The 26987-nt window shown below is 70.1% G+C and carries 20 protein-coding genes and 2 riboswitches; of the genes, 9 read left to right on the top strand and 11 right to left on the bottom strand.

Annotated elements, in window-relative coordinates; genetic code table 11:
• Positions 1 to 56 precede the first annotated feature (56 nt).
• Complete coding sequence (gene putA / locus HJG45_RS07545; RefSeq protein WP_171611488.1) at positions 57 to 3692, top strand: trifunctional transcriptional regulator/proline dehydrogenase/L-glutamate gamma-semialdehyde dehydrogenase; 3636 nt, start codon at positions 57 to 59, stop codon at positions 3690 to 3692.
• 12 nt (positions 3693 to 3704) lie between these two features.
• Here the strand turns inward: putA and mnhG are convergent, their stop codons facing one another.
• The 8 genes from mnhG to HJG45_RS07505 all read right to left on the bottom strand — a co-directional run bounded on the left by mnhG (position 3705) and on the right by HJG45_RS07505 (position 11883).
• A complete protein-coding gene (mnhG, locus tag HJG45_RS07540) occupies positions 3705 to 4061 on the bottom strand; it encodes a monovalent cation/H(+) antiporter subunit G (protein ID WP_171611487.1) in 357 nt (118 codons plus the stop codon).
• Positions 4058 to 4339 (bottom strand): K+/H+ antiporter subunit F, encoded by a 282-nt coding sequence (locus tag HJG45_RS07535; protein WP_171611486.1) that lies wholly within the window; start codon positions 4337 to 4339, stop codon positions 4058 to 4060. The genes mnhG and HJG45_RS07535 overlap by 4 nt, the downstream gene beginning before the upstream one ends.
• A complete protein-coding gene (locus HJG45_RS07530; protein ID WP_171611485.1) occupies positions 4336 to 4821 on the bottom strand; it encodes a Na+/H+ antiporter subunit E in 486 nt (161 codons plus the stop codon). The genes HJG45_RS07535 and HJG45_RS07530 overlap by 4 nt, the downstream gene beginning before the upstream one ends.
• A complete protein-coding gene (locus HJG45_RS07525) occupies positions 4818 to 6425 on the bottom strand; it encodes a monovalent cation/H+ antiporter subunit D (protein WP_171611484.1) in 1608 nt (535 codons plus the stop codon). The genes HJG45_RS07530 and HJG45_RS07525 overlap by 4 nt, the downstream gene beginning before the upstream one ends.
• Entirely contained in the window at positions 6422 to 6763 is a 342-nt protein-coding gene (locus HJG45_RS07520; protein WP_171611483.1) for a Na+/H+ antiporter subunit C, read from the bottom strand. Before HJG45_RS07520 ends, HJG45_RS07525 begins: the two co-directional genes overlap by 4 nt.
• Positions 6763 to 9651 carry a monovalent cation/H+ antiporter subunit A gene (locus HJG45_RS07515; RefSeq protein WP_171611482.1) on the bottom strand — a complete coding sequence of 963 codons (2889 nt, stop codon included), beginning with the start codon at positions 9649 to 9651 and terminating at the stop codon, positions 6763 to 6765. The genes HJG45_RS07520 and HJG45_RS07515 overlap by 1 nt, the downstream gene beginning before the upstream one ends.
• 105 nt (positions 9652 to 9756) lie before the next feature.
• On the bottom strand, positions 9757 to 10218 hold the full coding sequence (locus HJG45_RS07510) for a PTS sugar transporter subunit IIA (RefSeq protein WP_171611481.1): 462 nt from the start codon (positions 10216 to 10218) through the stop codon (positions 9757 to 9759).
• Between the two features lie 135 nt (positions 10219 to 10353).
• The gene (locus HJG45_RS07505; RefSeq protein WP_408902013.1) at positions 10354 to 11883 is read right to left on the bottom strand and encodes a CoA-acylating methylmalonate-semialdehyde dehydrogenase; all 1530 of its coding nucleotides are present in this window, start codon (positions 11881 to 11883) and stop codon (positions 10354 to 10356) included.
• A gap of 290 nt (positions 11884 to 12173) precedes the next feature.
• On the opposite strand from HJG45_RS07505, the gene HJG45_RS07500 reads away from it, so the two are divergent.
• From HJG45_RS07500 to HJG45_RS07490, 3 genes are all read left to right on the top strand, one after another.
• Complete coding sequence (locus HJG45_RS07500) at positions 12174 to 14486, top strand: DUF3141 domain-containing protein (protein WP_171611480.1); 2313 nt, start codon at positions 12174 to 12176, stop codon at positions 14484 to 14486.
• A 150-nt stretch (positions 14487 to 14636) separates the two neighbouring features.
• Positions 14637 to 14740, top strand: a riboswitch (glycine riboswitch).
• 3 nt (positions 14741 to 14743) lie between these two features.
• Positions 14744 to 14839, top strand: a riboswitch (glycine riboswitch).
• A gap of 57 nt (positions 14840 to 14896) precedes the next feature.
• Entirely contained in the window at positions 14897 to 16165 is a 1269-nt protein-coding gene (locus tag HJG45_RS07495) for a D-amino acid dehydrogenase (RefSeq protein ID WP_171611479.1), read from the top strand.
• 130 nt (positions 16166 to 16295) lie between these two features.
• Positions 16296 to 17486 (top strand): M20 aminoacylase family protein, encoded by a 1191-nt coding sequence (locus HJG45_RS07490; protein WP_171611478.1) that lies wholly within the window; start codon positions 16296 to 16298, stop codon positions 17484 to 17486.
• 90 nt (positions 17487 to 17576) lie between these two features.
• Here the strand turns inward: HJG45_RS07490 and ahcY are convergent, their stop codons facing one another.
• Entirely contained in the window at positions 17577 to 18980 is a 1404-nt protein-coding gene (ahcY, locus tag HJG45_RS07485) for an adenosylhomocysteinase (RefSeq protein ID WP_171611477.1), read from the bottom strand.
• Between the two features lie 318 nt (positions 18981 to 19298).
• Between ahcY and HJG45_RS07480 the strand changes: the two genes are divergently transcribed.
• Together HJG45_RS07480 and HJG45_RS07475 are read left to right on the top strand one after the other, a co-directional pair.
• On the top strand, positions 19299 to 20486 hold the full coding sequence (locus tag HJG45_RS07480; RefSeq protein ID WP_368040537.1) for a sorbosone dehydrogenase family protein: 1188 nt from the start codon (positions 19299 to 19301) through the stop codon (positions 20484 to 20486).
• The gene (locus HJG45_RS07475) at positions 20483 to 21073 is read left to right on the top strand and encodes a c-type cytochrome (RefSeq protein ID WP_171611475.1); all 591 of its coding nucleotides are present in this window, start codon (positions 20483 to 20485) and stop codon (positions 21071 to 21073) included. Before HJG45_RS07480 ends, HJG45_RS07475 begins: the two co-directional genes overlap by 4 nt.
• Before the next feature lie 155 nt (positions 21074 to 21228).
• Here HJG45_RS07475 and HJG45_RS07470 read toward each other — a convergent pair whose 3' ends face one another.
• A complete protein-coding gene (locus HJG45_RS07470; protein ID WP_217362858.1) occupies positions 21229 to 21870 on the bottom strand; it encodes a 2OG-Fe(II) oxygenase in 642 nt (213 codons plus the stop codon).
• 207 nt (positions 21871 to 22077) lie between these two features.
• Here HJG45_RS07470 and zapE point away from each other — a divergent pair, with 207 nt between their 5' ends.
• Positions 22078 to 23250, top strand: coding sequence for a cell division protein ZapE (gene zapE, locus HJG45_RS07465; RefSeq protein WP_171611474.1), 1173 nt, complete (start codon positions 22078 to 22080; stop codon positions 23248 to 23250).
• Positions 23251 to 23311: 61 nt separating this feature from the next.
• Here zapE and HJG45_RS07460 read toward each other — a convergent pair whose 3' ends face one another.
• A complete protein-coding gene (locus HJG45_RS07460; RefSeq protein ID WP_171611473.1) occupies positions 23312 to 23626 on the bottom strand; it encodes a hypothetical protein in 315 nt (104 codons plus the stop codon).
• A 51-nt stretch (positions 23627 to 23677) separates the two neighbouring features.
• Here HJG45_RS07460 and HJG45_RS07455 point away from each other — a divergent pair, with 51 nt between their 5' ends.
• Together HJG45_RS07455 and mdh are read left to right on the top strand one after the other, a co-directional pair.
• The gene (locus tag HJG45_RS07455) at positions 23678 to 25561 is read left to right on the top strand and encodes a sulfatase-like hydrolase/transferase (protein WP_171611472.1); all 1884 of its coding nucleotides are present in this window, start codon (positions 23678 to 23680) and stop codon (positions 25559 to 25561) included.
• A gap of 471 nt (positions 25562 to 26032) precedes the next feature.
• On the top strand, positions 26033 to 26986 hold the full coding sequence (gene mdh, locus HJG45_RS07450; protein ID WP_171611471.1) for a malate dehydrogenase: 954 nt from the start codon (positions 26033 to 26035) through the stop codon (positions 26984 to 26986).
• Position 26987: the final 1 nt, after the last annotated feature.

Genomic DNA, 26987 nt, shown 5'->3' with positions numbered 1-26987 from the left:
AAATTCGGCCCTTGGCATGATATTCCTGCGATCATCCTCGCCGATGGTGCCCGGCCATGCCCCGCCCGCCCGCCTCTCCCTTCGCCTGCTTCCTCGACGAGGCGTCGCCGCCGACGCCCTCGCGCGCTGCCATCACCGCCGCCACCCGGATGCCGGAGCCGGACTGCATCGCCCGCCTGCTGCCCGAGGCCAGCCTGCCGCCGGCACTCGCGGCCGAGGCCGAGGCCATCGCCCGCCGGCTGGTCGAGGCGCTGCGCCGCAAGGGCTCGCGCGGCATGGTGGAGGGGCTGGTGCAGGAATTCTCCCTCTCCAGCCAGGAAGGCGTGGCGCTGATGTGCCTGGCCGAGGCGCTGCTGCGCATTCCGGATACCGCGACGCGCGACGCCCTGATCCGCGACAAGATCGGCAGCGGCGACTGGCGGGCGCATCTCGGCCATTCGCCCTCGCTCTTCGTCAATGCCGCGACCTGGGGGCTGGTCGTCACCGGCCGGCTCACCACGGTGGCGAGCGAGACCGGGCTCTCGGCGGCGCTGACGCGCCTCATCGCCCGCGGCGGCGAGCCGGTGATCCGCCGCGGCGTCGATCTCGCCATGCGGATGATGGGCGAGCAATTCGTCACCGGCCAGAGCATCGCCGAGGCCCTTGCCCGCAGCCGCCGAATGGAGGCGAAGGGCTTCCGCTATTCCTACGACATGCTCGGCGAGGCGGCGGCGACGGCCGAGGATGCCGAGCGCTACCGGCGCGACTACGAGGGCGCGATCCATGCCATCGGCCAGGCCGCGGCCGGGCGCGGGCCCTATCGGGAGCCCGGCATCTCGGTGAAGCTCTCCGCCCTGCATCCACGCTATGGACGCGCCCAGCGCGGGCGGGTGATGGACGAGCTGCTGCCGCGGCTGGCGGCGCTAGCGGCCCTCGCCCGGCGCTACGACATCGGCTTCAACATCGATGCCGAGGAGGCCGACCGGCTGGAGCTCTCGCTCGACCTGCTGGAGGCGCTCTGCGAGGACCCGGCGCTGGCCGGCTGGAACGGCCTCGGCTTCGTGGTGCAGGCCTATCAGAAGCGCGCGCCCTTCGTGATCGAGCATCTCATCGATCTGGCGCGGCGCAGCAGCCACCGGCTGATGATCCGCCTGGTCAAGGGCGCCTATTGGGACAGCGAGATCAAGCGGGCGCAGGTGGAGGGGCTGGAGGACTACCCGGTCTATACGCGGAAGGCGCATACGGATGTCTCCTATCTCGCCTGCGCCCGCCGGCTGCTGGCGGCGCGCGATGCCGTCTTCCCGCAATTCGCCACCCACAACGCCCAGACCCTGGCGAGCATCCAGGCCCTGGCCGGGCCGGAATTCCAGGTCGGCGACTGGGAATTCCAGTGCCTGCACGGCATGGGCGAGCCGCTCTACGAGGAGGTGGTCGGGCTGGAGGCGCTGGACCGCCCCTGCCGCATCTACGCCCCGGTCGGCACGCATGAGACGCTGCTCGCCTATCTCGTGCGGCGGCTGCTCGAGAACGGCGCCAATTCCTCCTTCGTGCACCGCATCCAGGACGCCTCGGTCCCGGTCGCGGCGCTGGTGACGCCGCCCGACCGGATCGTCGCGGCCGAAGCCGCACCCGGCGCGCCGCATCCGCGCATCGCCCTGCCGCGCGACCTGTTCGGGCCGGAACGGCGCAATTCGGCCGGGCTCGACCTCAGCAGCGAGGCGGTGCTGGCCGCCCTGGCGCCGGCGCTGCGGGAGAGCGCGGCACGGGACTGGCAGGCGGCGCCGATGCTGGCGAGCCCGGTGCTGGGCGGCACGGCGCGCGAGATCCGCAACCCGGCCGACCGTGCCGACCGGATCGGCAGGGTGACCGAGGCCGCGCTGGCGCAGATCGAGCAGGCCCTGGCCGATGCGCTGGCCGCGGCCGAGGCCTGGGGACGGGCTTCGCCGGCCGGACGCGCCGCCTGCCTGCTGCGCGCGGCCGATCTACTGGAGGCGCGGCGGGCGCCGCTGCTCGGGCTGCTGATCCGCGAGGCCGGCAAGTCGCTCGCCAATGCCGTGTCGGAACTGCGCGAGGCGGTGGATTTCCTGCGTTACTATGCCGGCCAAGCGGTACGCGGCCTCGACACGACGACGCATCGCCCGCTCGGGCCGATGGCCTGCATCAGCCCGTGGAATTTTCCGCTCGCCATCTTCACCGGCCAGGTCGCCGCCGCCCTCGCCGCGGGCAATCCGGTGCTGGCCAAGCCGGCGGAGGAGACGCCGCTGATCGCGGCCCAGGCAGTGGCGATCCTGCACGAAGCGGGCATCCCGCCGGCGGCGCTGCAATTGCTGCCTGGCGATGGGTCGGTCGGCGCCGCGCTGGTCGGCGATGCCCGCATCCGGGGCGTGATGTTCACCGGCTCGACGGCGGTGGCGCGGCAGATCCAGCGGGTGCTCGCCACCCGCCTGAACCCGGATGGCGCGCCGGTGCCGCTGGTCGCCGAGACCGGCGGGCAGAATGCGATGATCGTCGATTCCTCGGCGCTGGCCGAGCAGGTGGTGGCGGATGTGCTGGTCTCCGCCTTCGACAGCGCCGGGCAGCGCTGCTCGGCGCTGCGCCTGCTCTGCCTGCAGGAGGATGTGGCCGACCGCGTGCTGGCGATGCTGCGCGGCGCGCTCGCCGAGCTCGCCATCGGCAATCCGGATCGCCTCGCCACCGATATCGGGCCGGTCATCAGCGCCGAGGCGCGCGAGAACATCCTCGCCCATGTCGCGCGGATGCGGGAGGCGGGGCACCGGCTGCACCAGACGGCGCTGCCGGAGGCCTGCGCGGCCGGGTATTTCGTGCCGCCCACCCTCATCGAGATCGACGATGTTGCCGCGCTGACGCAGGAGGTCTTCGGCCCGGTGCTGCACGTGCTGCGCTTCCGCCGCGACCGGCTGGACGCGGTGATCGATGCGGTGAACGCCACCGGCTACGGGCTGACCTTCGGCGTGCATTCGCGGCTGGACGAGACCATCGCGCGCGCCACGGCGCGGGCCCAGGCGGGGAATGTCTATGTCAACCGCAACATGATCGGCGCCGTGGTCGGGGTGCAACCCTTCGGCGGCCATGGCCTCTCCGGCACCGGGCCGAAGGCGGGCGGGCCGCTCGCCCTGCGCCGGCTGCTGGCCCGCTGCCCGCTGCACTCGCCGCTCCCCGGCGGGACGGCGCCTGAGGCGGCGCGGCTCTGGGCCAGCTGGCTCGCGGCGTGCGGCCATGTCGCGGCGGCGGCGCGGGCGGAGGCGATGCAGCGCGCGACGCCGCATGGCCTTGCGCTCGATCTGCCGGGCCCGGTAGGAGAACGCAACCAGTATGCCGCCGCGGCGCGCGGGACGGTGCGCTGCGTCGCGGCGGGCGATGCGCTGCTCGACCTCGTCTCGGCGGCGCTGGCGACCGGCAACCGCGCGGCGCTCGAGGCCGAGGCGATGGCGGGGCTGCCCGGGCTGCCGGCGGGCCTCGCGGGCTGGATCGTCGCGGCCGAGGGCATGGCCGATGCCGTGCTCGTCGCCGGCCCGGATGCGCTGGTGCTGCGCTGCGCCGGCGAGCTCGCCTCCCGCGAGGGCGCCATCCTGCCGCTGCTGCGCGCCGGGCCCGATGGCGGCTGCAGCCTCGACATGCTGGTGCGGGAGCGCTCCGTCAGCACCAACGCCACGGCGGCGGGCGGCAACGCCCATCTCATGATGATCGGCTGAGGCCGGCGCGCATCAATCCGGCCGGGCCGCCCGCGGGATCGCGTCCTTCCCCTCCAGCCGGTCGCGGTGGATCGCCGCCCGCGCGACCAGCATCAGCGTCACCGGGGTCGTCAGGATCACGAAGGCGCCGATGGCGAGCTCATGGATCACCAGCCGCGTCTGCAGCACGGAGAAGAACAGCATCGAGGCCAGCAGGATGCAGCCCATGCCGTAGGAGGTGCCGAGGGTCGGCGCATGCACCCGCGCATAGAAGCTGTTCAGCCGCAGCAGGCCGAAGGCACCGATCAGGGTCAGGCCGGACCCGGCCAGCAGCAGCAGGCAGACCGGGATGACCACGATCCAGGGAAGTTCGGCGGCCGCCGGGATCATTCGATCACCTCCCCCCGCATCAGGAATTTCGCCAGCGCCGCCGTGCTGACGAAGCCGAGCAGGGCGATGACCAGCGCCGCCTCGAAATAGACCGAGGTGCCGGAACGGATGCCGAAGGTCAGCAGCAGCAGCATGCCGCAGACATAGAGCGCATCCAGCCCGATCACCCGGTCCTGCGCCCGCGGGCCGCGCAGAACGCGCCAGGTCGTGCACAGCATCGCCGCGCCCAGCATGAGTTGCGCCAACAGCAGGGACCAGCTCAGCACCGTCATGGTCATGTGAAGATCTCCATCAGCGGCCGCTCGTACCGGTCCTTCACGAGGCGGATCCAGCTCTCCTCATCCTCCAGGTCGAGCACGTGCAGCAGCAGCCAACCCTCCTCGGCATCGTATTCGACCCAGGTGGAGCCCGGCGTCGCGGTGAGGATGCAGGCCAGCACCGCCAGGGCCTGGGGATCGCGCAGCACCAGCGGGATATGGAGGAAGCCGGCGGTGCTGCCCCTCCGGCGGCCGAGGATGATGCTCGCCACGGCGAGGTTCGACCGGGCGATGTCGAGGATCACCTGCCCGGTCAGCCGCAGCACCAGGTCGGGGCGCCGCAGCCGCGGCCGGCCCTGATCGAGCAAGGCGAGGGTCCAGCCGCCGAACAGCGCGACGGCGAGCCCGACCAGCGCCGGCCCCGGCGCCAGGGTCTGGTTGAGCAGCAGCCAGAGCAGCAGGATGCCCGCCGAGATCAGGGGATGGGGCAGCAGCCGCGTCATCGCGTCCGCCCCAGGACCTGGCGCGGGTAATCCTGCGGCGCGTGCAGCGTCGCGGCGGCCGCCTGCATGTAGCGCATCACCGGCCCGGCGGCGACGGTCATGCCGATGCAGACGAGGAGCAGCATGAGGATCGGCGCGATCTCGATGGCGCGAACCCGCGGCACGGCGCCGTCCTCCGTCGCCCAGAGGTTCCGGATGCCGGCGCGGGTCATCGCCAGGATGGTGGCGAAGCCAGACAGGAAGAGGGCGATCAGCAACGCCCAGCCGCTCCACGGAATGAGCGCCGGCCCCTTGCCGAGGCCCGCCGGGTTCAGCAGGGCGTTGAGCATGGCGAATTTGGCGATGAAGCCCGAGAGCGGCGGCAGCCCGGCGAGCAGCAGCGCGCAGCAGAGAAAGCAGATGCCGAGGATGGCCATGGTGACGGGGATGGGTACGCCGATGGCATCGTCCTCCTCATCCTCCTCCTCGCCCTCGCCATAGGCCTCGAGCGTCACGGCGAGGACGTCGGCGCCGATGTCGCGGCCACGGTCCAGCAGCTCGATCAGCAGGAAGAAGGCGCCGATCGCCAGCGCCGAGCTGACCAGGTAGAAGAGCGCGCCGCCGGTGACGCCGACCTGCCCGGCCCCCACCGCGGCGAGCAGCGTGCCGGAGGAGATGTAGACATTGGCGCCCGCCAGCCGCGGCAGGTCCTGGGTCGCCAGCACGCTGACGGCGCCGAAGGCGATGGTGGCGACGCCGCCCGCCACCAGCCAGGTGCCGCCGAAGCCGGCCGAGGCGCCGGTGCCCGTACCGAACAACAGCAGCACCAGCCGCGCCACCGCATAGATGCCGACCTTGCTCATCATCGAGAAGATCGCCGCCGCCGGCGGGCTCGCCGCCGCATAGGTCGGGACCAGCCAGAAGCCGAGCGGCCAGGCCGCCGCCTTGACCAGGAAGGCGATGCCGAGGATGGCGGCGCCGGCTTCCAGCAGCGGGCGGTTCGCCGCCGGCATCTGCGGGATGCGGGCGGCGAGGTCGGCCATGTTCAGCGTGCCGGCGACGCCATAGATCATGCTGACGCCGATCAGGAAGAGCAGCGAGGCGGCCAGGTTGACCGCGATGTAGTGCAGCCCAGCCTTCACCCGCGCGACGCCCGAGCCGTGCAGCGCCAGCCCATAGGAGGCGGCGAGCAGCACCTCGAAGAAGACGAAGAGGTTGAACAGGTCGCCGGTGAGGAAGGCGCCGTTCAGCCCCATGAGCTGGAATTGCAGCAAGGCGTGGAAATGCGCCCCCATCCGTTGCCAGCGCGGCAGGGCGTAGAGCTGGGCGGCGAGGCCGAGCAGCGCCGTCACGATCAGCAGCAGGGCCGAGAGCCGGTCGAGCATCAGCACGATGCCGAAGCTCGCCGGCCAGTTGCCGAGGCGGTAGACGGCGATGCCGGGGCCGATGCCGACATGTAGCCGGATCGCCAGGAAGACGGCGATGCCGAGCAGGCCGAGGATGGAGGCGAGGCCGAGCGCCGCCTTCAGCTTCGCCCGCTGCTCGTCCAGCGTCACCATGATCGCGCCGACGATCAGCGGCAGGGCGACCGGCGCGACGGCGAGGTGCTGCTCCCAACCGTTCATTGCCGCGGCCGCCCATCGACATGGTCGCCGCGGGTGAGGCCGCGCGCGGCCAGCATGACGACGAGGAAGAGCGCGGTGGTGGCGAAGCCGATGACGATCGCCGTCAGCACCAGGGATTGCGGCAGCGGATCGGCGAAGCTCGCCGGATCGCCCTGGCCGCCGGGGGCGAGGATTGGCGGCGCGCCGATCGGGAAGCGGCCCATGCTGAAGATGAAGAGGTTCACGGCGTAGGAGAGCAGCGACAGGCCGATGATGAGCTGGAAGGTGCGCGGCCGCATGAGCAGCCACACGCCGGAGCCGGCGAGCAGGCCGATGGCGATGGCCAGGACGAGTTCCATCAGTCCTCCCCTGCGATGGCGGGTTCGCGCAGCGCCTCGACCGGCGGGGGCGGCGGCGCGGCCCGCTGGCTGCGCACCGACTGGTGGGCGAGCACGATGAGGATCAGCACCGTCGCCCCGAAGACCAGGGCGAAGACGCCGAGGTCGAAGATCACCGCGCTGGCCAGCGGCAGCTTGCCGAGCGGCCCGAGATCGGCATAGGCGAAGTAGGAGGTCAGGAAGGGCCGGCCGAAGACGGTGGCGGCGACGCCCGTCCCGACGGCGAGCAGCAGGCCGAAGCCCATCCAGCGCAGCGGCAGCACGCGCAGGTGATCCTCCACCCAGCGCGTCCCGCCGGCCATGTACTGCACGAGGATGCCGACCGCCAGCATCAGCCCGGCGATGAAGCCGCCGCCCGGCTGGTCATGGCCGCGCAGCAGCAGGTAGATCGAGACCGCGATGATGACCGGGAAGAGCAGCCGCATCGTCACCGAGGGCACCAGCAGCCAGTCCCGCGCATCGCCCTGCTGCTGGTCCGGCACGCCGACGCTCTCCGGCGCCGGCCGGAAGCGGCGCAGCAGCGCGAAGACGGTGAGGGCGACGACGCCGAGGACGGTGATCTCGCCCATCGTGTCGAAGCCGCGGAAATCGACCAGGATGACGTTGACCACATTGGTCCCGCCGCCCTCCTTGTAGGCGCGCGTGAGGAATTCGCGGGAGATGCCGTCGGGCGAGACGCGGGTCATCATGGCGTAGGAGATGGCGGCCAGGCCGAGGCCGGAGACGGCGGCGATGACGAAGTCGCGCAGCCGGCGCAGCCGGGCGAGCGGCGCGCCCGAGCCCGCGGTCTCGATGCGGCGCGGCATCCAGCGCAGGCCGAGCAGCAGCAGCACCGTCGTCACGATCTCGACCAGCAGCTGCGTGAGGGCAAGGTCGGGAGCGGAGAACCAGATGAAGGTGAGGCAGGTCGCCAGCCCCGTGGAGCCGAGCAGCACCAGGGCGGCGAGCCGGTGGTACTTCGCCTGATACGCCGCGGCGATGGCGCAGGCCCCGCCCACCGCCCAGATGATCGCAACCACAGGATCGACCGCGGTGAGCGCCACATCGCCGGCCGCGAGCCCGTGCGGCAGCAGCGCGAGGGTGGCGGCCAGCAGCGCGGTGCAGACCATGAGCATGAGCTGGATCTGCAGCCGGTCGGTCGCCATCAGCCGCACCAGGGCGCGGGCGAAGCGCCAGGAGATGAAGACCATCACCTGCTCGAAGGCCCGTCGGCCATCGAGGAAGCCGAGCAGCGGCGTCCCCTCCAGCCCGGCATTCAGGTGGCGGTAGAGCAGGCGGTAGAGCGCGATGCCGCCGGCCAGGGCGACGAGGCTCATCGCCAGCGGCAGGTTGAAGCCGTGCCAGACTGCGAGGCTGTAGCTGGGCGTCGCATCGCCGAGCAGCGCTCGCACCGCCTTGTCGAGCAGCGGGCCGATGGTCGCCGAGGGCAGGATGCCGACCACGATGCAGAGGAAGACCAGCACCTCGACCGGCACGCGCATGAACTGCGGCGGCTCGTGCGGCTGCTTCGGCAGGTCGTCCACCGGCGGCCCGAAGAAGGCGCCGTGGATGAAGCGCAACGAATAGGTGACGGCGAGGATGCTGGCCAGCGTCGCCGCAACCGGCAGGATGCCGTGCAACACGCTCGTCGCGGTGGCGACCGTCAGCGCCTCGGAGAAGAACATTTCCTTCGAGATGAAGCCGTTCAGCAGCGGCACGCCGGCCATGGCCGCGGCCGCGACCAGGGCAAGGCGGGCGGTGAAGGGCATGGATTCGTTCAGCCCCGAGAGGCGGCGGATGTCGCGCGTGCCGGTCTCGTGGTCAATGATGCCGGCCGCCATGAAGAGCGAGGCCTTGAAGGTCGCATGGTTCACCGTGTGGAACACGGCGGCGACCATGGCGAGGTCGCTGTTCAGGCTGAGCAACAGGGTGATCAGGCCGAGATGGCTGATGGTCGAATAGGCCAGCAGCGCCTTCATGTCGTGCTGGAAGATGGCGACATAGGCGCCGAGCAGCAGCGTGATCAGCCCGACCGGGCAGAGGATGTTGAACCAGGCATCGGTGCCGGCCAGCACGGGCCAGAGCCGCGCCATCAGGAAGATGCCGGCCTTCACCAGGGTCGCGGAATGCAGGTAGGCGGAGACCGGCGTCGGCGCCGCCATGGCGTGCGGCAGCCAGAAGTGGAAGGGGAATTGCGCGCTCTTCGTCATGGCGCCGAGCAGGATCAGCACCAGCGCCGGCAGGTAGAGCGGATGCGCCCGGATGGCCTCGCCCGAGGCCAGCACCGCATCGAGCTCGTAGCTGCCGACGATGTGGCCGAGGATCAGCACGCCGGCGAAGAGCGCCAGGCCGCCGCCCGCCGTGACGGTCAGCGCCATGCGGGCGCCGTTGCGCGCCGCGGCGACGTTCTGCCAGTAGCCGATGAGCAGGAAGGAGAAGAGGCTCGTCAGCTCCCAGAAGAAGACGAGCTGGATGAGGTTGCCCGAGAGCACCACCCCCATCATCGAGCCCATGAAGGCCAGCAGGAAGGCGAAGAAGCGCGGGATCGGGTCTTCCGGCGACATGTAGTAGCGCGCGTAGAGCACGATGAGCACGCCGATGCCGGAGACCATGAAGGCGAAGAGCCCGGCGAAGCCATCCATCCGCAGCGAGAAGGACAGGCCGAGCTCCGGCGCCCAGGCGAGGTCGAAGCGCGGCAGCCCGCCGGCCTCGATCGCCGCGAACCCCAACCCCACCATCGCCAGCGTCGCCAGCGCCACGCAACCCGCCAGCCAGGCCAGCAGACGGGCATTCGCGGGCAGCAAGGCGGCGACCACAGCGCCCAGATAGGGCAGCAGGACGGCCGCAAGGAGGTAGATGGCGTCGTGCATCAGGCGCCGGGGTCTCCGTCAGCTTCGGTGGGGACGTCCCTCCCGCAATGGGCGGACCTGGGAGGCGGGGATGCGGCCGGCGTCAGCCAGGCATCCGGGCGGTGGTCAGGGGAACACCTGGTCGGCCGCCTGCAGGCTCCGCAGCGCCTCATCCGCCGAGCGCGCCTGGCGCAGCTGGCGCGGCAGCTGGTTGTCGCGCAGCGCCCGGCAGATGTTGGAGAGCGCCGGCAGGAAACCCTCCGAAGCGGCTTCCGGCCAGAGCACCAGGAAAACGAGGTCGACCGGCTCGCCATCGCGCGCATCCATCTCGATCGGCCGGGCGAGCCGGGCCAGCACGGCGGCCGGCTGGCTCAGCCAGTCCACCCGGGCATGCGGCATGGCAACGCCGCGCCCGAGCGCCGTCGAGCCCAGTTTCTCGCGTGCGAGGATGGCTTCAAGCACTTTTTCGCGTGGCTGGTTCAGGCGCCCGGCCATCGCGGCCGCCAGCATCTCGAACAGCTCGGTCTTGTCGGTGGGAGCGAGAGAAAGGATTCCATTCGTTTCCGGAAAAAGATCTGCCATCGCCATGCTGGTGTCTCCGCCTCCCGACCATGCGGTTCGACCGGGTCGTCTTAAACCTTACGCGGCGTTCATTCTACGGGTTCCGGCCCCCGTCCTGGGGAGGCGGCGCCCGCCTCCCCGCCTTCCACTGAACGATCCGCCCTATCCCAGCACGGGCATGGTGAAGCTCGCCCCCGCGCGGATGCCGGTCGGCCAGCGCAGCGTACCGGTCTTGAGCCGGGTGTAGAAGCGCACGCCCTCCGGCCCATGCACATGGTAGTCGCCGAAGAGGGAGCGCTTCCAACCGCCGAAGGAATGGAAGGCCATCGGCACCGGGATGGGCACGTTCACCCCGACCATGCCGGCCTTGACGCGCGAGAGGAAGCTCTGCGCCACATCGCCGTCGCGGGTGAAGATCGCCGCGCCGTTGCCGAATTCATGGTCGTTGGCCAGCTTCAGCGCCGCCTCGAAATCCCCGGCCCGGGCGATGGAGAGGACCGGGCCGAAGATCTCCTCATCATAGACCTTCATCCCCGGCCGCACCCGGTCGAGCACCGTGCCGCCGAGATAGAAGCCCTCCTCATAGCCCTGCAAGGTCAGGCCGCGGCCATCCACCAGCAACTCGGCGCCCTCGGCGAGGCCGGCATCGATATAGCCGGCCACCTTGTCGCGGTGCGCCCGGGTGACCAGCGGCCCCATCTCCGCCTCGGGGTCAGTGCCGGGGCCGACCTTCAGGGCGCGGACCCGCGGCAGCAGCTTGTCGATCAGCGCCGCGGCGGTCGGCTCGCCCACCGGCACGGCGACCGAGACCGCCATGCAGCGCTCGCCGGCCGAGCCGAAGGCGGCGCCCATCAGCGCGTCCACCGCCTGGTCCATATCGGCGTCCGGCATGACGATCATGTGGTTCTTGGCGCCGCCCAGCGCCTGCACCCGCTTGTTGTTGGCCGAGGCGCGGTGGTGGACATACTCGGCGATCGGAGTCGAGCCGACGAAGCTGATGGCATCCACATCCGGGTGGTCGAGCAGCGCATCCACCGCCGCCTTGCCGCCATGCACCACGTTGAAGACGCCGTCCGGCAGCCCGGCCTCGCGCAGCAGCAGCGCCAGCTCGTTGCCGAGGCTCGGGTCGCGCTCGGAGGGCTTGAGGATGAAGGCATTGCCGCAGGCGATGGCGACAGGGAACATCCACATCGGCACCATGGCCGGGAAGTTGAACGGCGTGATGCCGGCGACGACGCCCAGCGGCTGGCGCAGCGCCACGGAATCGACGCCGCGGCCGACCGCCTCGCTGTACTCGCCCTTCAGCAGCTGCGGGATGCCGCAGGCGAACTCCACCACCTCGAGGCCGCGGGTCAGCTCGCCCTTGGCGTCGGAAAGCACCTTGCCGTGCTCGGCGGTAATGATGGCGGCCAAGCGGTCGGCATTGCGCTCGATCAGGTCGCGCAGGCGGAACATGACGCGGGCGCGCACATGCGGCGGCGTCGCGGCCCAACCGGGCGCGGCCTTGCGCGCGGCGGCGACGGCGGCATCCACCTCCGCCGCATCGGCCAAGCCGAGCCGCGCGGCAACCTTGCCGGTCGCGGGGTTGTAGACCTCGGAGAACTGCCCGGTGCGGCTCGGCACCGGCTCGCCCGCGATCATGTGCGGGATCAGGGGCAGGGCATCGGTGCGGGCCGCTGTCTGCACGGTCATCGGCGTTTGTCTCCTCCGTCAGGCCGCCGGGCGGGAGTGTAGAACGCGCAGCCGGTTTCGGCATCCGGTCGCGGCCGCGCCATGCCCGGGACGCCGCCGGAACGAGGCGCGCACGAGGCAGTGATATCGGCCGGATCGGCGGATCGACAGGCAGGCTTCGCTTGCGGCGGGGCACCTCCCGGTCGAATAGTGCGGCCCCAATTGCTGCGATGCAGCGTGACCCTGCCGGGCGGCATGCCGCCCCGCGCCGCGCCGATCGCGGCGCCGCAGGCTTGGACGGGAGCAGGCTGATGGTTCAGCTCGGACAGCCGATGGCCGGCGGCGAGGCGATGCTCGATGCCTGGCGCCAGGGCTTTTCCTACATGGTCGATGCCTGGCAGCGGAGCGTGCTGACCCTCGACGTGCTGCGCGAGCGCGGCAATCGCTACGAGGCGGAGCGCAGGCGGCGGGCGCCCAATGTCCTCGCCTTCGACTACGAGGTGGTGCTGGACGGGCATGGCTTCGAGCGGCCGGTCAACTACCTGCTGCTGCGCATCCTGCCGCCGGCCGACGTGACCCTCGACCCGCGGAAGCCGCCCTTCGTCATCGTCGATCCGCGCGCCGGCCAGGGGCCGGGCATCGGCGGCTTCAAGGCCGATAGCGAAATCGGCGTGGCGATGCGCGCCGGCCATGCCTGCTACCTCGTCAGCTTCCTGCGCCACCCGGTGGCGGGGCAGACGCTCGAGGATGTGCTGATGGCGGAGATCCGCTTCGTCGAGCATGCCGGCCAGGCGCATCCCGAGGCCAGCAGCAAGCCGGTCGTCATCGGCAATTGCCAGGCCGGCTGGCAGACCATGATGGCGGCGGCGATCCGCCCCGAGCTGTTCGGCCCCATCATCGTCGCCGGCGCGCCGCTCTCCTACTGGGCCGGCACGCATGGCAAGGACCCGATGCGCTACAGCGGCGGCCTGCTGGGCGGGAGCTGGCTGACGGCCCTCACCAGCGATCTCGGCCACGGAATCTTCGACGGCGCCTGGCTGGTGGAGAATTTCGAGGGGCTTAACCCCGCCAACACGCTCTGGGGCAAGCAATACGGCCTCTATTCCAAGGTCGATACCGAGGCGCCGCGCTACCTCACCTTCGAGCACTGGTGGGGCAGCCATGTGCTGCTGAACGCCGACGAGATCCAGTTCATCGTCGACAACCTCTTCATCGGCAACAAACTGGCCACCGCCGAGCTGGTGACGGGCGACGGCATCCGCATCGACCTGCGCAACATCCGCTCGCCGATCGTGGTCTTCTGCTCGAAGGGCGACAACATCACGCCGCCGCCGCAGGCCCTCGGTTGGATCACCGATCTCTATGGCGGCGTTGAGGATATCCAGGCCAACGGCCAGACCATCGTCTACGCCATGCATGAGAGCGTCGGCCATCTCGGCATCTTCGTCTCCGGCAAGGTGGCCCGCAAGGAACACAGCGAGTTCGCCACCAATATCGACTTCATCGAGGTGCTGCCGCCCGGCCTGTACGAGGCGGAGATCGAGCGCGCCGAGCCGGGGCAGCCGGGCACCGATCCCGCGACTGGCGACTACATCGCCCGCTTCGCCGCCCGCGACCTTGCCGATATCGACGCCATCGTCGGCGGCAGCGAGGAGGAGGAAAGGCGCTTCGCCACCGTGGCCCAGGTCTCGCGCGCCAATCTCGGCCTCTACCGCAGCCTGATGCAGCCGCTGGTCCGGCCCTGGAGCAGCGCCGCCGCGGCGGAGTGGATGCGGCAGATGCACCCGCTCCGGCTCGGCTACGAGATCTTCTCCGACCGCAACCCGATGATGGTGCCGGTGGCGGCGCTCGCCACAGTGGTGCGCCGGCACCGGCACCAGGCCGCTGCGGACAATCCCTTCCTCGCCTGGCAGGCGGCGGCCTCGACGCAGATCGAGGCCGGGCTCGACCGCTACCGCGCGCTGCGCGACCGCGCCGCCGAGGCGCTGTTCGACGCCACCTACGGCAACCCTGTGCTGCAGGCGCTGGCCGGGCTGCGGGCCGATGACGCGCCGCCCCGGCCGCATCCCGGCGAGACACCGGAACGGCGCGCCTTCATCGCCCGCCGCACCGCCGAGCTGCGCGGCCGCCTCGCCATGGGCGGGCTGCGCGAGGCGGTGCTGCGCGGCCTTCTCTATGTCGGGATGTCGCAGCGCGTCGCCGATGAGCGCAGCTTCAACCTGACGCAGCGCATCCGCGCCGATATCGGCGACGAGATGCCGCTGCTCGGGATGAAGCAGGCGGTGCGGGAGCAATTCTTCCTGCTGCGCCTCGACCAGGCGGCGGCGCTCGCGGCGCTGCCACGGCTGCTGGAGGGCGCCCCGGCCCCGGTCATCCGCCGCGCCGCCGAGCAGGTCCGGCGCATCGCCCTCGCGGCGGGCCCGCTCGATGGCGAGGCGGATGAGCGGCTGCGCGCCGTCGAGGCGATCTTTGCGACGGCCGCCGCCCAGGGTGACGCGGCCGAGCCAGCCGCGGCCATCGTCGAGGCCGCGCCCCCCATGGCCGCCCTGGCCGGGCCGGATGAGCGCGGCAGGCCGCTCGGCGCGGGGGAGCAGCGGGTGCCGGCGCGCCGCCGCCGCTCCTGAGCGGCGCGCGACTGCCCGAATCCGCGCCATAAGCGCCCCTCCTGTTTGTGATCCGTGCAATCCGGCCGAGGTCGCGGGCCGGCAGCCCAGGAAGGGCGCAAATCTTCCATTGACGGCTCGCCGGCCCTTCGGCGATGGTGTGGCCGTCCGCCAAGCGATGCGGGAGAGAGCCTGTCGGTCCCCCGGGACCAGGCAGGCCGCCGAAGGAGCAACCCCCCAGGAAACTCTCAGGCACCCAGGACCGCGTCACGAGGACGATCTGGAGAGAGGCGCCATGGCGGCGCCCACCGAAGGGGATATCCCGCCGCACCCGCGAGGGACGGCCGGGTAAGCTCTCAGGTACCGAGACAGATGGGGGCAACGGGCGGTGACCAGGCCGCCGGTTGCGAACCTTTGTCCCGGAGCGTGCCATGAGCACCATCGCAGTCATCGGATCGGGTATCACCGGCGTCACCACCGCCTATGCGCTGTTGCAGCGCGGCCATCGGATCGTGGTGCTCGACCGCCAGCGCTATGCGGCGATGGAGACCTCCTTCGCCAATGGCGGCCAGCTCTCCGCCAGCAATGCCGAGGTCTGGAACAGCACCGCCACCATCCTGAAGGGGATGAAGTGGATGCTGAAATCCGACGCCCCGCTGCTGCTGAACCCGAAGCCCTCGGCGCACAAGTATTCCTGGCTTGGCGAGTTCGTCTCCCACATCCGGAACTACCGGGCCAACACCATCGCCACGACGAAGCTGGCGATCGAGGCGCGCAAGTACCTCTTCTCGATCGCTGAGCAGGAGGGCATCGACTTCGATGTCGAGCATCGCGGCATCCTGCATGTCTATCGCGACCGCGCCGGCTTCAACGCGGCCGCTCGGGTCAACGCCCTGCTGACCGAGGGCGGGCTGGACCGCCGGCCGGTGGCGCCGGAGGAGATGCGCGCCATCGAGCCGGCGCTGCAGGGGCGCTGGTACGGCGGCTTCTTCACCCCCTCGGACGCCACCGGCGACATCCATAAGTACACGCGCGGCCTGGCCGAGGCCTGCATGCGCCGCGGCGCCCGCTTCCTGTTCGAGGCCGATGTCACCGGCATCACCCATGGCGCCGATGGCATCGCCATCGCCTGGAAGCCGGTTGTTCAGGCCGAGGGGGCGCTCGCCCTGGCGGCCGAGACGCTGCGCGTCGATGCCGTGGTGGTCTGCGCCGGCGTCGCCAGCCGCCGCTTCGCCGCCATGCTGGGCGACCGCATCAACGTCTATCCGGTGAAGGGCTACTCCATCACCGTGCAGCTGGACGATGCCCGCAGCCAGGAGGCGGCGCCGACCGTCAGCCTGCTCGACGACGCGACCAAGATCGTTACCAGCCGCCTCGGCCGGGACCGCTTCCGCGTCGCCGGCACCGCGGAGTTCAATGGCGAGAACCGCGACATCCGCATGGACCGCATCCAGCCGCTGGTGCGCTGGACGGAGCAGCTCTTCCCCGGCATCAGCACTGCGCGCGTGGTGCCCTGGGCCGGGCTGCGGCCGATGACGCCGAACCTGATGCCGCGGATCGGCGCCGGCCGCCGACCGGGCGTCTTCTACAACACCGGCCACGGCCATCTCGGCTGGACCCTCTCCGCCGCCACGGCCCAGATGGTGGCCGAGGCGATCGGCGCGGCGCCGGCCGAGGCGGGCCTCCGCCGCGCGGCCTGATACCTGCGGCATAAGCCGCGGGCCTCAGACCGGTCACAAGACCGGTCCGTTGGTATAAGCCGGGGCCGTGCCCGCGCGGCCCCGGCCGCCGCCGCTCCATCCGGATGCCTGCCATGACGAAGGCGAGACCATGAGCACCTCCATCGAGACCACCGTCGAGTCCATCACGCCCGAGCTCGTGGCGCTGCGCCGCGACCTGCATGCGCATCCCGAGACCGGCTTCGAGGAGCGCCGCACCGCCGCCATCGTCGCCGAGCGGCTGCGCAGCTGGGGCCTCACGGTGACGGAGGGCGTCGGCCGCACCGGTGTGGTCGGCACGCTGACCGGCATCCGTCCGGGCCAGCGCGCCATCGGCCTGCGCGCCGACATGGATGCGCTCAACATCGAGGAGGCGACGGGCCTGCCCTATGCCTCCACCGTGCCGGGCAAGATGCATGCCTGCGGCCATGACGGGCACACCACCATGCTGCTCGGCGCGGCGCAGACCCTGGCGCGGCACCGCGACTTCGCCGGCACCGTGCATTTCATCTTCCAGCCGGCCGAGGAAGGTCTCGGCGGCGGCCTCGCCATGCTGGAGGACGGGCTGCTGCAGCGCTTCCCGGTGGAGAGCCTCTACGGCATGCATAACTGGCCGGGCATGCCGGTCGGCCGGTTCGGCACCCGCGTGAGCCCGCTGATGGCGGCGGGCGACACCTGGATGGTGACCTTCCGCGGCACGGGCGGGCATGGCGGCGCCGGTGCGCATCTGGCCACCGATGTGACGGTGGCGCAGGCGCAGTTCATCGGCGCGCTGCAGACGGTGGTCAGCCGCAACGTGCCGGCGCTGCAGCCGGCGGTGGTCAGCGTCGGCTATATCGGTGGCGGCGCCTGGGGCTCGCCCAACGTGATCCCCGCCGAGCTGGTGATCCGCGGCACGGCACGCAGCTTCGACGAGACGACGCGCGGCCTGGTCGAGCGGCGGATGGGCGAGCTGGCGCAATCCATCGCCGGCGCCTTCGGCTGCACCGCCGAGTTGCAGTACGAGCGCATCTTCGACGCGCTGGTGAATGACGCGGCGCGCACCGCCACCGCCGTCGCCGTGGCGCAGTCGCTGGCGGGTGAGGCGGCGGTGAGCCCGGCGATGCAGCCCGTCACCGGCTCGGAGGATTTCGCCTTCATGCTGGGGCAGTGCCCGGGCAATTACATCATGCTCGGCAACGGCGTGGCCGAGGATGGCAGCTACGCGCCGGTGCACACGCCGCGCTACGACTTCAACGACGCGGTCCTGCCGCTCGGCGTGCGCTACTGGGTGGAGCTGGTGCACCGCGAACTGGGGGGCTGAACGAAAGCGGGCGCCCCCGGTCGCTGCCCATTGTCCTGCCGCGGCTTCGCCGCGGCAGGCTATGACGTGCCCAGGGTCAGTGGGGATCCATCAGTACCGGTACTGGTCGGCCTTGAACGGACCGGCCTGGTCGACGCCGATATAGGCCGCCTGCTGCGACGAGAGCTTGGTCAGCTTGGCGCCAACCTTCTCGAGATGCAGCGCCGCCACCTTCTCGTCGAGGTGCTTCGGCAGCACATAGACCTTCTTCTCGTACTTGCCAGGGTTCGACCAGAGCTCGATCTGCGCCAGGGTCTGGTTAGTGAAGCTCGCCGACATGACGAAGCTCGGATGCCCGGTGGCGTTGCCGAGATTCACCAGCCGGCCCTCGGAGAGCAGGATGATCCGCTTGCCGTCGGGGAACTCGACTTCGTCGACCTGCGGCTTCACGTTGTGCCACTTGTAGTTCTTGAGCGCGGCGACCTGGATCTCGCTGTCGAAATGCCCGATGTTGCAGACGATAGCGCGGTGCTTCATCTGCCGGATGTGGTCGAGGGTGATGACGTCGACATTGCCGGTCGCGGTGACGAAGATGTCGGCGCGCGGTGCGGCCTCCTCCATCGTCACGACCTCGTAGCCCTCCATCGCCGCCTGCAGGGCGCAGATCGGATCGACCTCGCTCACCATCACGCGGCAGCCGGCATTGCGCAGCGAGGCGGCGCTGCCCTTGCCGACATCGCCGAAGCCCGCGACCATGGCGATCTTGCCGGCCATCATCACGTCGGTGCCGCGGCGGATGCCGTCCACCAGGCTCTCACGGCAGCCATAAAGATTGTCGAATTTCGACTTGGTGACGCTGTCGTTCACGTTAATGGCGGGGAAGAGCAGCTTGCCCTCCTTCGCCATGGTGTAGAGCCGGTGCACGCCCGTCGTCGTCTCCTCCGAGACGCCGCGGATCGACTTGGCCAGCCGGCCGAACCAGCCGGGCTTCTCCTTCAGCGCGACCAGGATCAGCGCGAAGAAGGCCTCCTCCTCCTCGTTCTGCGGCTTGTGCAGGAAGGCGGTGTCGCCCTGCTCGGCGCGCAGGCCGTAATGGACGAGCAGCGTCATGTCGCCCCCGTCGTCGAGGATCATGTTCGGCTCGCCGCCATCGCCCCATTCCAGGGTCTTCTGCACGTATTCCCAGTATTCCGGCAGGCTCTCGCCCTTCACCGCGAAGACCGGCGTGCCGCTGGCGGCGATGGCGGCCGCGGCGTGGTCCTGGGTCGAGAAGATGTTGCAGGAGGACCAGCGGACATCGGCGCCGAGGGCCTTCAGCGTCTCGATCAGCACCGCGGTCTGGATGGTCATGTGCAGGCAGCCGGCGATGCGGGCGCCCTTCAGCGGCTGGGACGAGCCGTAATCCCGCCGCACCGCCATCAGGCCGGGCATCTCGTCCTCGGCCATGGCGATTTCCTTGCGGCCCCAGTCGGCGAGCGACAGGTCCTTCACCTTGTAGTCGGTGGCAACGGCCATTACGCGGCATCCCTCGGTGGCTGGGGGCGCGCCCTGCGGCGAAGCGCCGACCTGCATCGGCGATGGCAGGGCCGCCATTGGGGCCTGTCGGCCGGGAGGACGACGCAGCGGCGCCGGCCTTCCCGATTCCTGCTCCCGCTCTAGCACGACCACCATCGGCTGGCCAGCATTGCCGGCAAGGCATAAGCATGTCTTTATGCTTGGCAGAAAATCCAGGAAATTCAGTCTGAAGGCCGTGATCGGCTTGCCCTTCGGGACATGCCGCCGCATCGTTTGCCGAAAGGGCCCGAGCATGCGGCCCAGGGAGGGGACCCCAAGGTGACGTCACGCCTGATCGCGCTCGGCCTCGGCGCCGCACTTCTCCTGCCGGCATTGGCCGCAGCACAGCAGCAGCCGGTGCCGGGCTGGCAGCAGGGTCGGCCGGGCGGCATGGCCGGTTCCTCGCTCGCCCCGAACGCGCCGAAGCTGACCGCGACGCCGCGCGACCAGGTGCCGGTCGACAAGCTGACCCTGCCGCAGGGCTTCAAGGCGGAGATCTACGCCCATGGTATGCCCGGCGCCCGCATGATGGCGCTCGGCTCCGGCGGCACGCTCTTCATCGGCACCCGCACCATCGGCCGCGTCTATGCGGTGAAGGACGGGAAGGTGCATACCATCGCCTCCGGCCTGCCGCAGCCGAACGGCGTGGCCTTCAAGGACGGCGCGCTCTACGTCATCGCCATCAACCGGGTGCTGCGCTTCGACGGCATCGAGGGCAAGCTCGACAATCCCGGCACGCCCACCGACCTCACCGCCGCCTTCGACCTGCCGAAGGACGAGCATCATGGCTGGAAATTCGCCAGCTTCGGCCCGGACGGCAAGCTCTACATGCAGGTCGGCGCCCCCTGCAACATCTGCAAGGTGGAGGAGGACACGCACGCCGTCCTGCTCCGCTTCAACCCGGACGGCTCCGGCCGCGAGGTGGTGGCGCGCGGCGTGCGCAACAGCGTCGGCATGGCCTTCCATCCGACGACGGGACAGCTCTGGTTCACCAATAACGGCCGCGACTGGGCCGGCGAGGACCAGCCGCAGGACACCCTCGCCGTCGTGCAGCGGACCGGCGAGCATTTCGGCTTCCCCTGGTGCCATATGGGCAGCATGCCGGACCCTGAGATCACCGGCCGCGCCTGCTCGGAATTCGCCCAGCCCGCGCTGCTGCTCGGCCCGCATGTCGCGGCGCTCGGCATGCGCTTCTACACCGGCGGCATGTTCCCGGCGGAGTATCGCAACAGCATCTTCATCGCCCGGCACGGCTCCTGGAACCGGACCCAGCGCAGCGGCTACGACGTGGTGAACATCACCTTCGACGCCCAGGGCAAGCCGCAGATGCGGCCCTTCCTTGGCGGGCTGCTGCAGGGCAACAACTTCCTCGGCCGCCCGACCGACGTGCAGATGCTGCCGGATGGCTCCCTCCTCGTCTCCGACGAGCAGGCCGGCGCCATCTATCGGATCACCTACGGTCGGTGAGGCCGCTCCTGCCGGTGGCGGCCCTGCTGGCCGCCCTCTCCCTCACCCCAGCGCGGGCCGGCGACCCGCAGCGCGGCGAGGCGCTGGCGAAGGATCGCGGCTGCGGCAACTGCCATGGCGGGGCGGGCATCTCCGGGGAGCGCAACGTGCCCTCCCTGGCCGGGCAGCAGGCGGAGTATGTCACGCTGCAACTCATCCTGTTCCGCGAGCGCCTGCGCACCGATCCGCCGATGCCGGACCTGGCCCAGGGCCTCGACGATGCCCAGGTGGAGGACCTCGCCGCCTATTATGCCGGGCTTTCGCCGGGCCCGGCGCATGACCGCGACGCGCCGCGCGAGGCCGAGCTGGCGCAGGGCGCGGCGCTGTCGGAGCGGCTGCGCTGCGGCAACTGCCACGACGCTGGTTACCACGGCCAGGCGCAGGTGCCGCGCATCGCCGGCCAGCGCGAGGAATTCCTGCAGCACGCCCTGACCGCCTATCGCGACAACCAGCGGCACGGGACGGATACCAACATGAACGGGGTGATGCACGGCGTCTCGGATGCCGAGATCGCCGCCATCGCCCATTACATGGCGCATCAGCCCTGAGCCGATGGCGGCAACGGGACAAGGTGCGCCGCCTGATTTCGAGATCAGGCCGCTAGAGCGTGATCGCTTGAGGTGGACTCACCGAAGGGCGTGCATCACGCGATCGAACAACGGCCTGGACCATGATCTGCGACCCCGTGTGAGCGGATCATGGTCTAGTGGCGGCCGAAGAGGCCCTTCAGCCGCCAGGCCAGGAGGCCGCGCCGGCGCTTGCGCTCGAGCGCCGCGGCATCGCGCAGCCAGGCCACCTGCACCACCCGCCGCTCGCCGACGAAGGGCGTGTGGCCATGCCAGGAGTGTTCGCCGCGGAGGAAGGCGAAGATGTTGCCCGCCTCCGGGCTCACCTCGGCCACCGGATCGGCGAGCGACTCACGCCGCAGCACCCGGATGCGCCCCTCCGGGCTGGCCCAGCCTGAATGCATGTAGAGCAACAGGGTCGCCACTTTGCTGGCGCTGTCGGTATGCGGCCGCCCCTCATGCGCGGCGGAGACCTGCCGCACCGTGACCAGCCGCGGCAGGGCGATGAAATCGAGGCCGAATTGCGCGCTCATCGCACGGTCCAGCGCCCCGGCCTCGATCTCCGCCAGCAGGTCGGCGAAGGCGCCCCGCGGGGTGAAGGTATCGACCGGGTGGTAGCCGGGGCGGGGCAGGACCGGGAAATCCCGCCGCAGCGCCGCCAGCGGCTGCCTCCGCCCCGGGGCGGAGGCAGCCGCTGGCGGCGATCCAGGGATAGGGATCGTCCTGCCGCCGGGCGGCGAGGAAGGGCGCGAGGTCGAGCAGGCTGAGGGGTGCCGCATGCGCCGGATGGCGGGGCGCAGGCTCGGACGCCTGGGTCGGAATCGAAAACATGAGGTGCACTTTCCGAAGTGCCCGGCACCCTTTGAAAACTTGCCTGCCACTGCCGTTGCACTAACGCGGCATGGATTGCCCGTAGGCTTTCGGGGCCGCTTGGTTAGGCATTGGTCGTTGTCGGCCAGCGCCAGCGGGGCTATCCCGGCGGCGACATGGACGCGACCCTCGGCACTCCCCTCGGCGCGGCGCGGCCGGAGGGTCCCCTGCCCGCCTATCGCGCGCGGGTGGCCGCCGGCCAGTTGAAGCCGGACCCGGCCCAGGCGCTTGCGGCGGAGACGCTGCAGGATCTCTGGCGACGGCTGCGCGGCTACGACCCGCAGCTCGAGCCGCCCGAGCCGGACGGCTTCCTCGCCCGCTTCTTCCGCCGTAAGCCGGCGCCCGAGCCGGTGGATGCGACGCCGCAGGGCCTCTACCTCGTGGGCGAGGTAGGGCGCGGCAAATCCATGCTGATGGACCTCTTCTTCGCTTGCGCCGAGGTGCCGCGGAAGAAGCGCATCCATTTCCACCAGTTCATGCAGGACTGCCACCAGCGCATCCATCGCTGGAAGCAGGCGCATCCAGGCGAGGCGGACCCCATCCCGCCGCTCGCCGACAGCATTGTGGCCGAGGCGGCGCTGCTCTGCTTCGACGAGTTCCAGGTGCATGACATCACCGATGCCATGATCCTCGGCCGGCTCTTCGAGGCGCTCTTCGCCCGCGGCGTGGTGGTGGTGGCGACCTCCAACACCGCCCCCGACGACCTGTTCAAGGGCAAGCCGGGCCGCGACGCCTTCCTGCCCTTCATCGCCCTGATCAAGCAGCGGCTGAACGTGCTGCATCTCGAGGCCCAGCGCGACTACCGGCGGGAGCGCATCCGCGGGCTGCCGACCTGGCACAGCCCGATCGGCGCCCGGGCGGAGCGGGCGCTCGACGCCGCCTTCCTCGAGCTGACCGGCCAGGCGCATGGCGAGCCCTGCCAGCTCAAGGTCCTCGGGCGCGTGGTGGAGGTGCCGGAGGTGGCGCGCGGCGTGGCGCGGGCCGATTTCGACGCGCTCTGCGGCAAGCCCCTCGGCCCGGCCGACTACCTGGCGCTGGCGACGCATTGCCACACCCTGATGCTGGATGGCGTGCCGCGCCTCGGGCCGGAGAATTTCGACAAGGCGCGGCGCTTCATCACCCTGGTCGATGCCCTGTACGAGCATCGTTGCAAGCTCGTCGCCTCGGCCGCCGCGGCGCCGGACACCCTCTATGAGCAGGGCGAGAATGCGGCGATGTTCGAGCGGACGGCGAGCCGGCTGATGGAGATGCAGAGCCAGGATTATCTCGCCCTGCCGCACCTGACCTGATGCGGGTGGTCCGGGGAGGGAGACCCGCGCTGGGGGAGAATTTCGCAGTGCGAAAGTATTTTTAGAGTATAAGCTCTTCAATCAGGTCAAATTTTGCCATCTCGACCCGTCTGCACACGGTCGATAAGAAATCCTCGTGCACAAACGATTCCGCCGGTCGCACTATCCGTTCGACACCGTCCGAATCATCGACATCGCCCGCGCCCTGGCCAGGCGAAATGACAGAGAAGCCAGCCCGCATCGGGGCGCATAACTTCGAGATTTCATGCATTTCTGCGCCGACGGGACGGCGAGACGAAAGTCCTGAGGCAATAATGAATGCCAGCCGGCCAAGCATGCGCGGCATCGGTTCAATTTGGCGCTTGTTCCCCACCATCACGAACCCGGCTTTTCGCAGGCGAAAGGCGGGATGCGAAGGAAGCAGGGCATGGATCGTCGGGATTTCCTCAAGACGGCCGGCATGGCGGCCGGCGGCGCACTCGGCACGGGCGGCCTCGCGCCGCGCCCGGCCGCGGCGGACGGGACCGCACCGGTGGATGGGCCGCAGCCCAACATCCTCTTCATCCTGGTTGACGAGATGCGGTTTCCCTCCGTCTTCCCCCAGGGCGTGAAGGATGCCGGCGAATTCCTGGCCCGCTACATGCCGAACGTCCATTCGCTCTGGAGCCGGGGCGTGAAATTCGGGCAGCATTTCACCGCCGCCTCGGCCTGCACCCCCTCCCGCGGCGTGCTGATCACCGGTCTCTACAACCAGCAGAGCTGGCTGGGCCTCACCCTCACGAACCAGCCGCTGCGGCCCGCTATCACGCCGCCGCTGAACCCGGCCTACCCAACCTATGGCAAGCTGCTCCGCCGTGCCGGCTACCGCACGCCCTATGTCGGGAAGTGGCATGTCTCCTTCGACCTCGCCGCCGGGCTCGAACCCTATGGCTTCCAGCGCCTCACCCTGCCCGATCCCGTCGGCTACAATCTGCAGGGCGCGGTCGGCCAGGAACCGCTCTATCGGAACGACAAGGACATCGCCGAGGACGCGGTCCGCTGGCTGGGCAGCCGCCGGGCGCATGACGAGCCCTGGTGCCTGACCGTCAGCTTCGTCAATCCGCACGATCAGGAATTCTTTTGGATCGGCACCGAATTCCAGACCTGCAACGACCTTTTTGCCAACAGCGGCGGCCTGCAGCCGGTGAAGGCCTATTCAACGAGCGACAACCCGCCGGTGGTGCGCTGGGACGACAACCCGCTGAAATCGCCCCCCTCCTACGGCTTCCCGCCCCTGCCGCCGAACTGGGAGAGCGTGGCGCGGGTGCAGGCCAACAAGCCCAGGACCCAGGCCCTGGCCCAGCTCGCCTCGGCCGCCGTCTTCAGCGGCTATGCCGCGCAGGACCCCGGCGGGACCAGCTTCTCGGTGGTGCCCTATCCCTACCTCGCCGCCGATGTCGACACCGAGGTCGGCTATGCCATTGCCCCCTATGGCTATTGGCAGCGCTGCCTGGATTCCTACACCTCCATCATGCAGCTCGTGGACCAGCGAATCGGCGAGGTCCTCGCCGCCCTGCCGAGCGAGGTGGCGGGGAACACGATCATCGTCTTCGCCTCCGACCACGGCGAATATGCCGGGGCGCATGGCATCATGTCGGGCAAGATCCTGACCTGCTACGACGAGGCCTTCCACGTGCCTCTGATCGTCGTCGATCCGAGCCAGCGCTTCATCGGCGACATCGACACGGTCCGGACGGAGCTGACCTCCTCGGTCGACATGCTCCCGCTGCTGGTCAGTCTCGGCCATAACGGCAGCCGCGACTGGATGACCGGGCGCCTGGAGCAGATCTATGGCGGGCGGCACAACATGCTGCCGATGCTGCGCTCGGCCTCGGCCGCCGGCAGGCCCTACCTGCTCCTTGCCACCGACGAGCTGATCCCGGCGAAGTTCAACAAGGACAACCTGCCCCTGCACATCGTCGGCCTCCGTACCAAATCGGCCAAGCTGGCCACCTATGCGAGCTGGACGCCGCGGACGGGCGAGATCGAGCCAGAGACGCTGGAGCTCGAATACTACGATTACGGCACGCCCGACGGCGCCGCCGAGCTGGCCAACACGCCGGATGCGCCGGAGGCGCAGCAGATGCTCGGGAGGCTGATGAACGACCTCATCCCCAACGAGCTGCGGGCGCCGCTGCCCGGGACGCTTGGCGCCGCGCAGGCGCTGTCGAAGCTCGCCTATCTGCTCGTCGAGGAGAAGGTGCTCGACCCGAATGCCAGCGCCTCGATCCGCGAGCAGATCGCCGATCTCGGCTATGGGCGGGAGTTCTAGACCTTCCCCACAAAACCGCTTCGCGGCTTTGCGGGGGCCCCATGAGGCCCCTCCTGCCAGGATCCGTCACAGCCTGTCGCGGCGAAGCCGCAGCAGGACAACGGGCAGCGACGGTTCTGACAGACGCTTTCGGGGCCGACCGCCGCGGGGCGCCCCTCCGGACCTGCCCTCCGGCATCCGTCACCCATCCGTGTGCTGCCACGCGGGGGGGCCCGTGCCCCGCGCGGCCAGGGGCCCCGCTTTTCAAGAGATACTGAATCGTTTCAGTCTGGCCGCGCCCTTGCCGGGACGGAGGGCGCCTGCCCTGAGGGTCCCATCCGGGACCCGTCCATCCGCCAGATGATTCCACCCGGGCGGGATCTGCTCTAGCGTTCGGCCATTCGCCTCCCGGCGCCCGCCTTGTCCCCCCGGACGGCCGGGAGTAGGAGTGCGCCGCAACATTATTCCAACGATCCTGGCGAAGGACGGCTCATGGCCCGCAAGAAGATCGCGCTGATCGGCGCCGGCAACATCGGTGGCACCCTCGCCCACCTGATCGGCCTGAAGGAGCTCGGCGACGTCGTGCTGTTCGACGTCTTCCCGGGCGTTGCCGCCGGCAAGGCGCTCGACATCATGCAGTCCGGGCCGGTGGATGGTTTCGATTCCAACATGGCCGGCACCGGCGACTACGCCGCCATCGCGGGCGCGGATGTCTGCATCGTCACCGCCGGCTTCCCGCGCATGCCGGGGATGAGCCGCGACGACCTGCTGACCAAGAATGCCGAGGTCATCGCCAAGGTCGGCGAGGGCATCAAGACCTATGCCCCGGATGCCTTCGTCATCTGCATCACCAACCCGCTCGACGTCATGGTCTGGGTGCTGCAGCAGAAGTCCGGCCTGCCGCCCGAGAAGGTGGTCGGCATGGCCGGGGTGCTGGACAGCAGCCGCTTCCGCCTCTTCCTGGCGCAGGAATTCGGCGTCTCGGTCGAGGACGTGACCGCCTTCGTGCTCGGCGGCCATGGCGACACCATGGTGCCGCTGACCCGCTACTCCACCGTCGCCGGCATCCCCATCCCCGACTTGGTGAAGATGGGCTGGACGACGCAGGAGAAGATCGACGCCATCGTCACCCGCACCGCCAATGGCGGCGGCGAGATCGTCAAGCTGCTGGAGAAGGGCTCGGCCTTCTACGCTCCAGCCGCCTCGGCCATCGCCATGGCCGAGAGCTACCTGCTCGACAAGAAGCGGGTCCTGCCCTCGGCGGTGCTGCTGAACGGCGAGTACGGCCAGAAGGGCTTCTATGTCGGCGTGCCGGTCGTGATCGGCGCCAAGGGCGTGGAGCGGATCGTCGAGGTCCAGTTCACGGCCGAGGAGAAGGCCGCCTTCGAGAAGAGCTGCGACGCTGTGAAGAAGCTGATCGAGGACTTCAAGAAGCTCGGCGTCTGAG

It is taken from the genome of Roseicella sp. DB1501, assembly GCF_013112485.1.
In the GTDB taxonomy this organism is placed as follows: domain Bacteria; phylum Pseudomonadota; class Alphaproteobacteria; order Acetobacterales; family Acetobacteraceae; genus Paracraurococcus.
The sequence above is the reverse complement of the archived record's forward strand: the minus strand, read 5'-3'. Positions and strand labels throughout refer to the sequence as shown.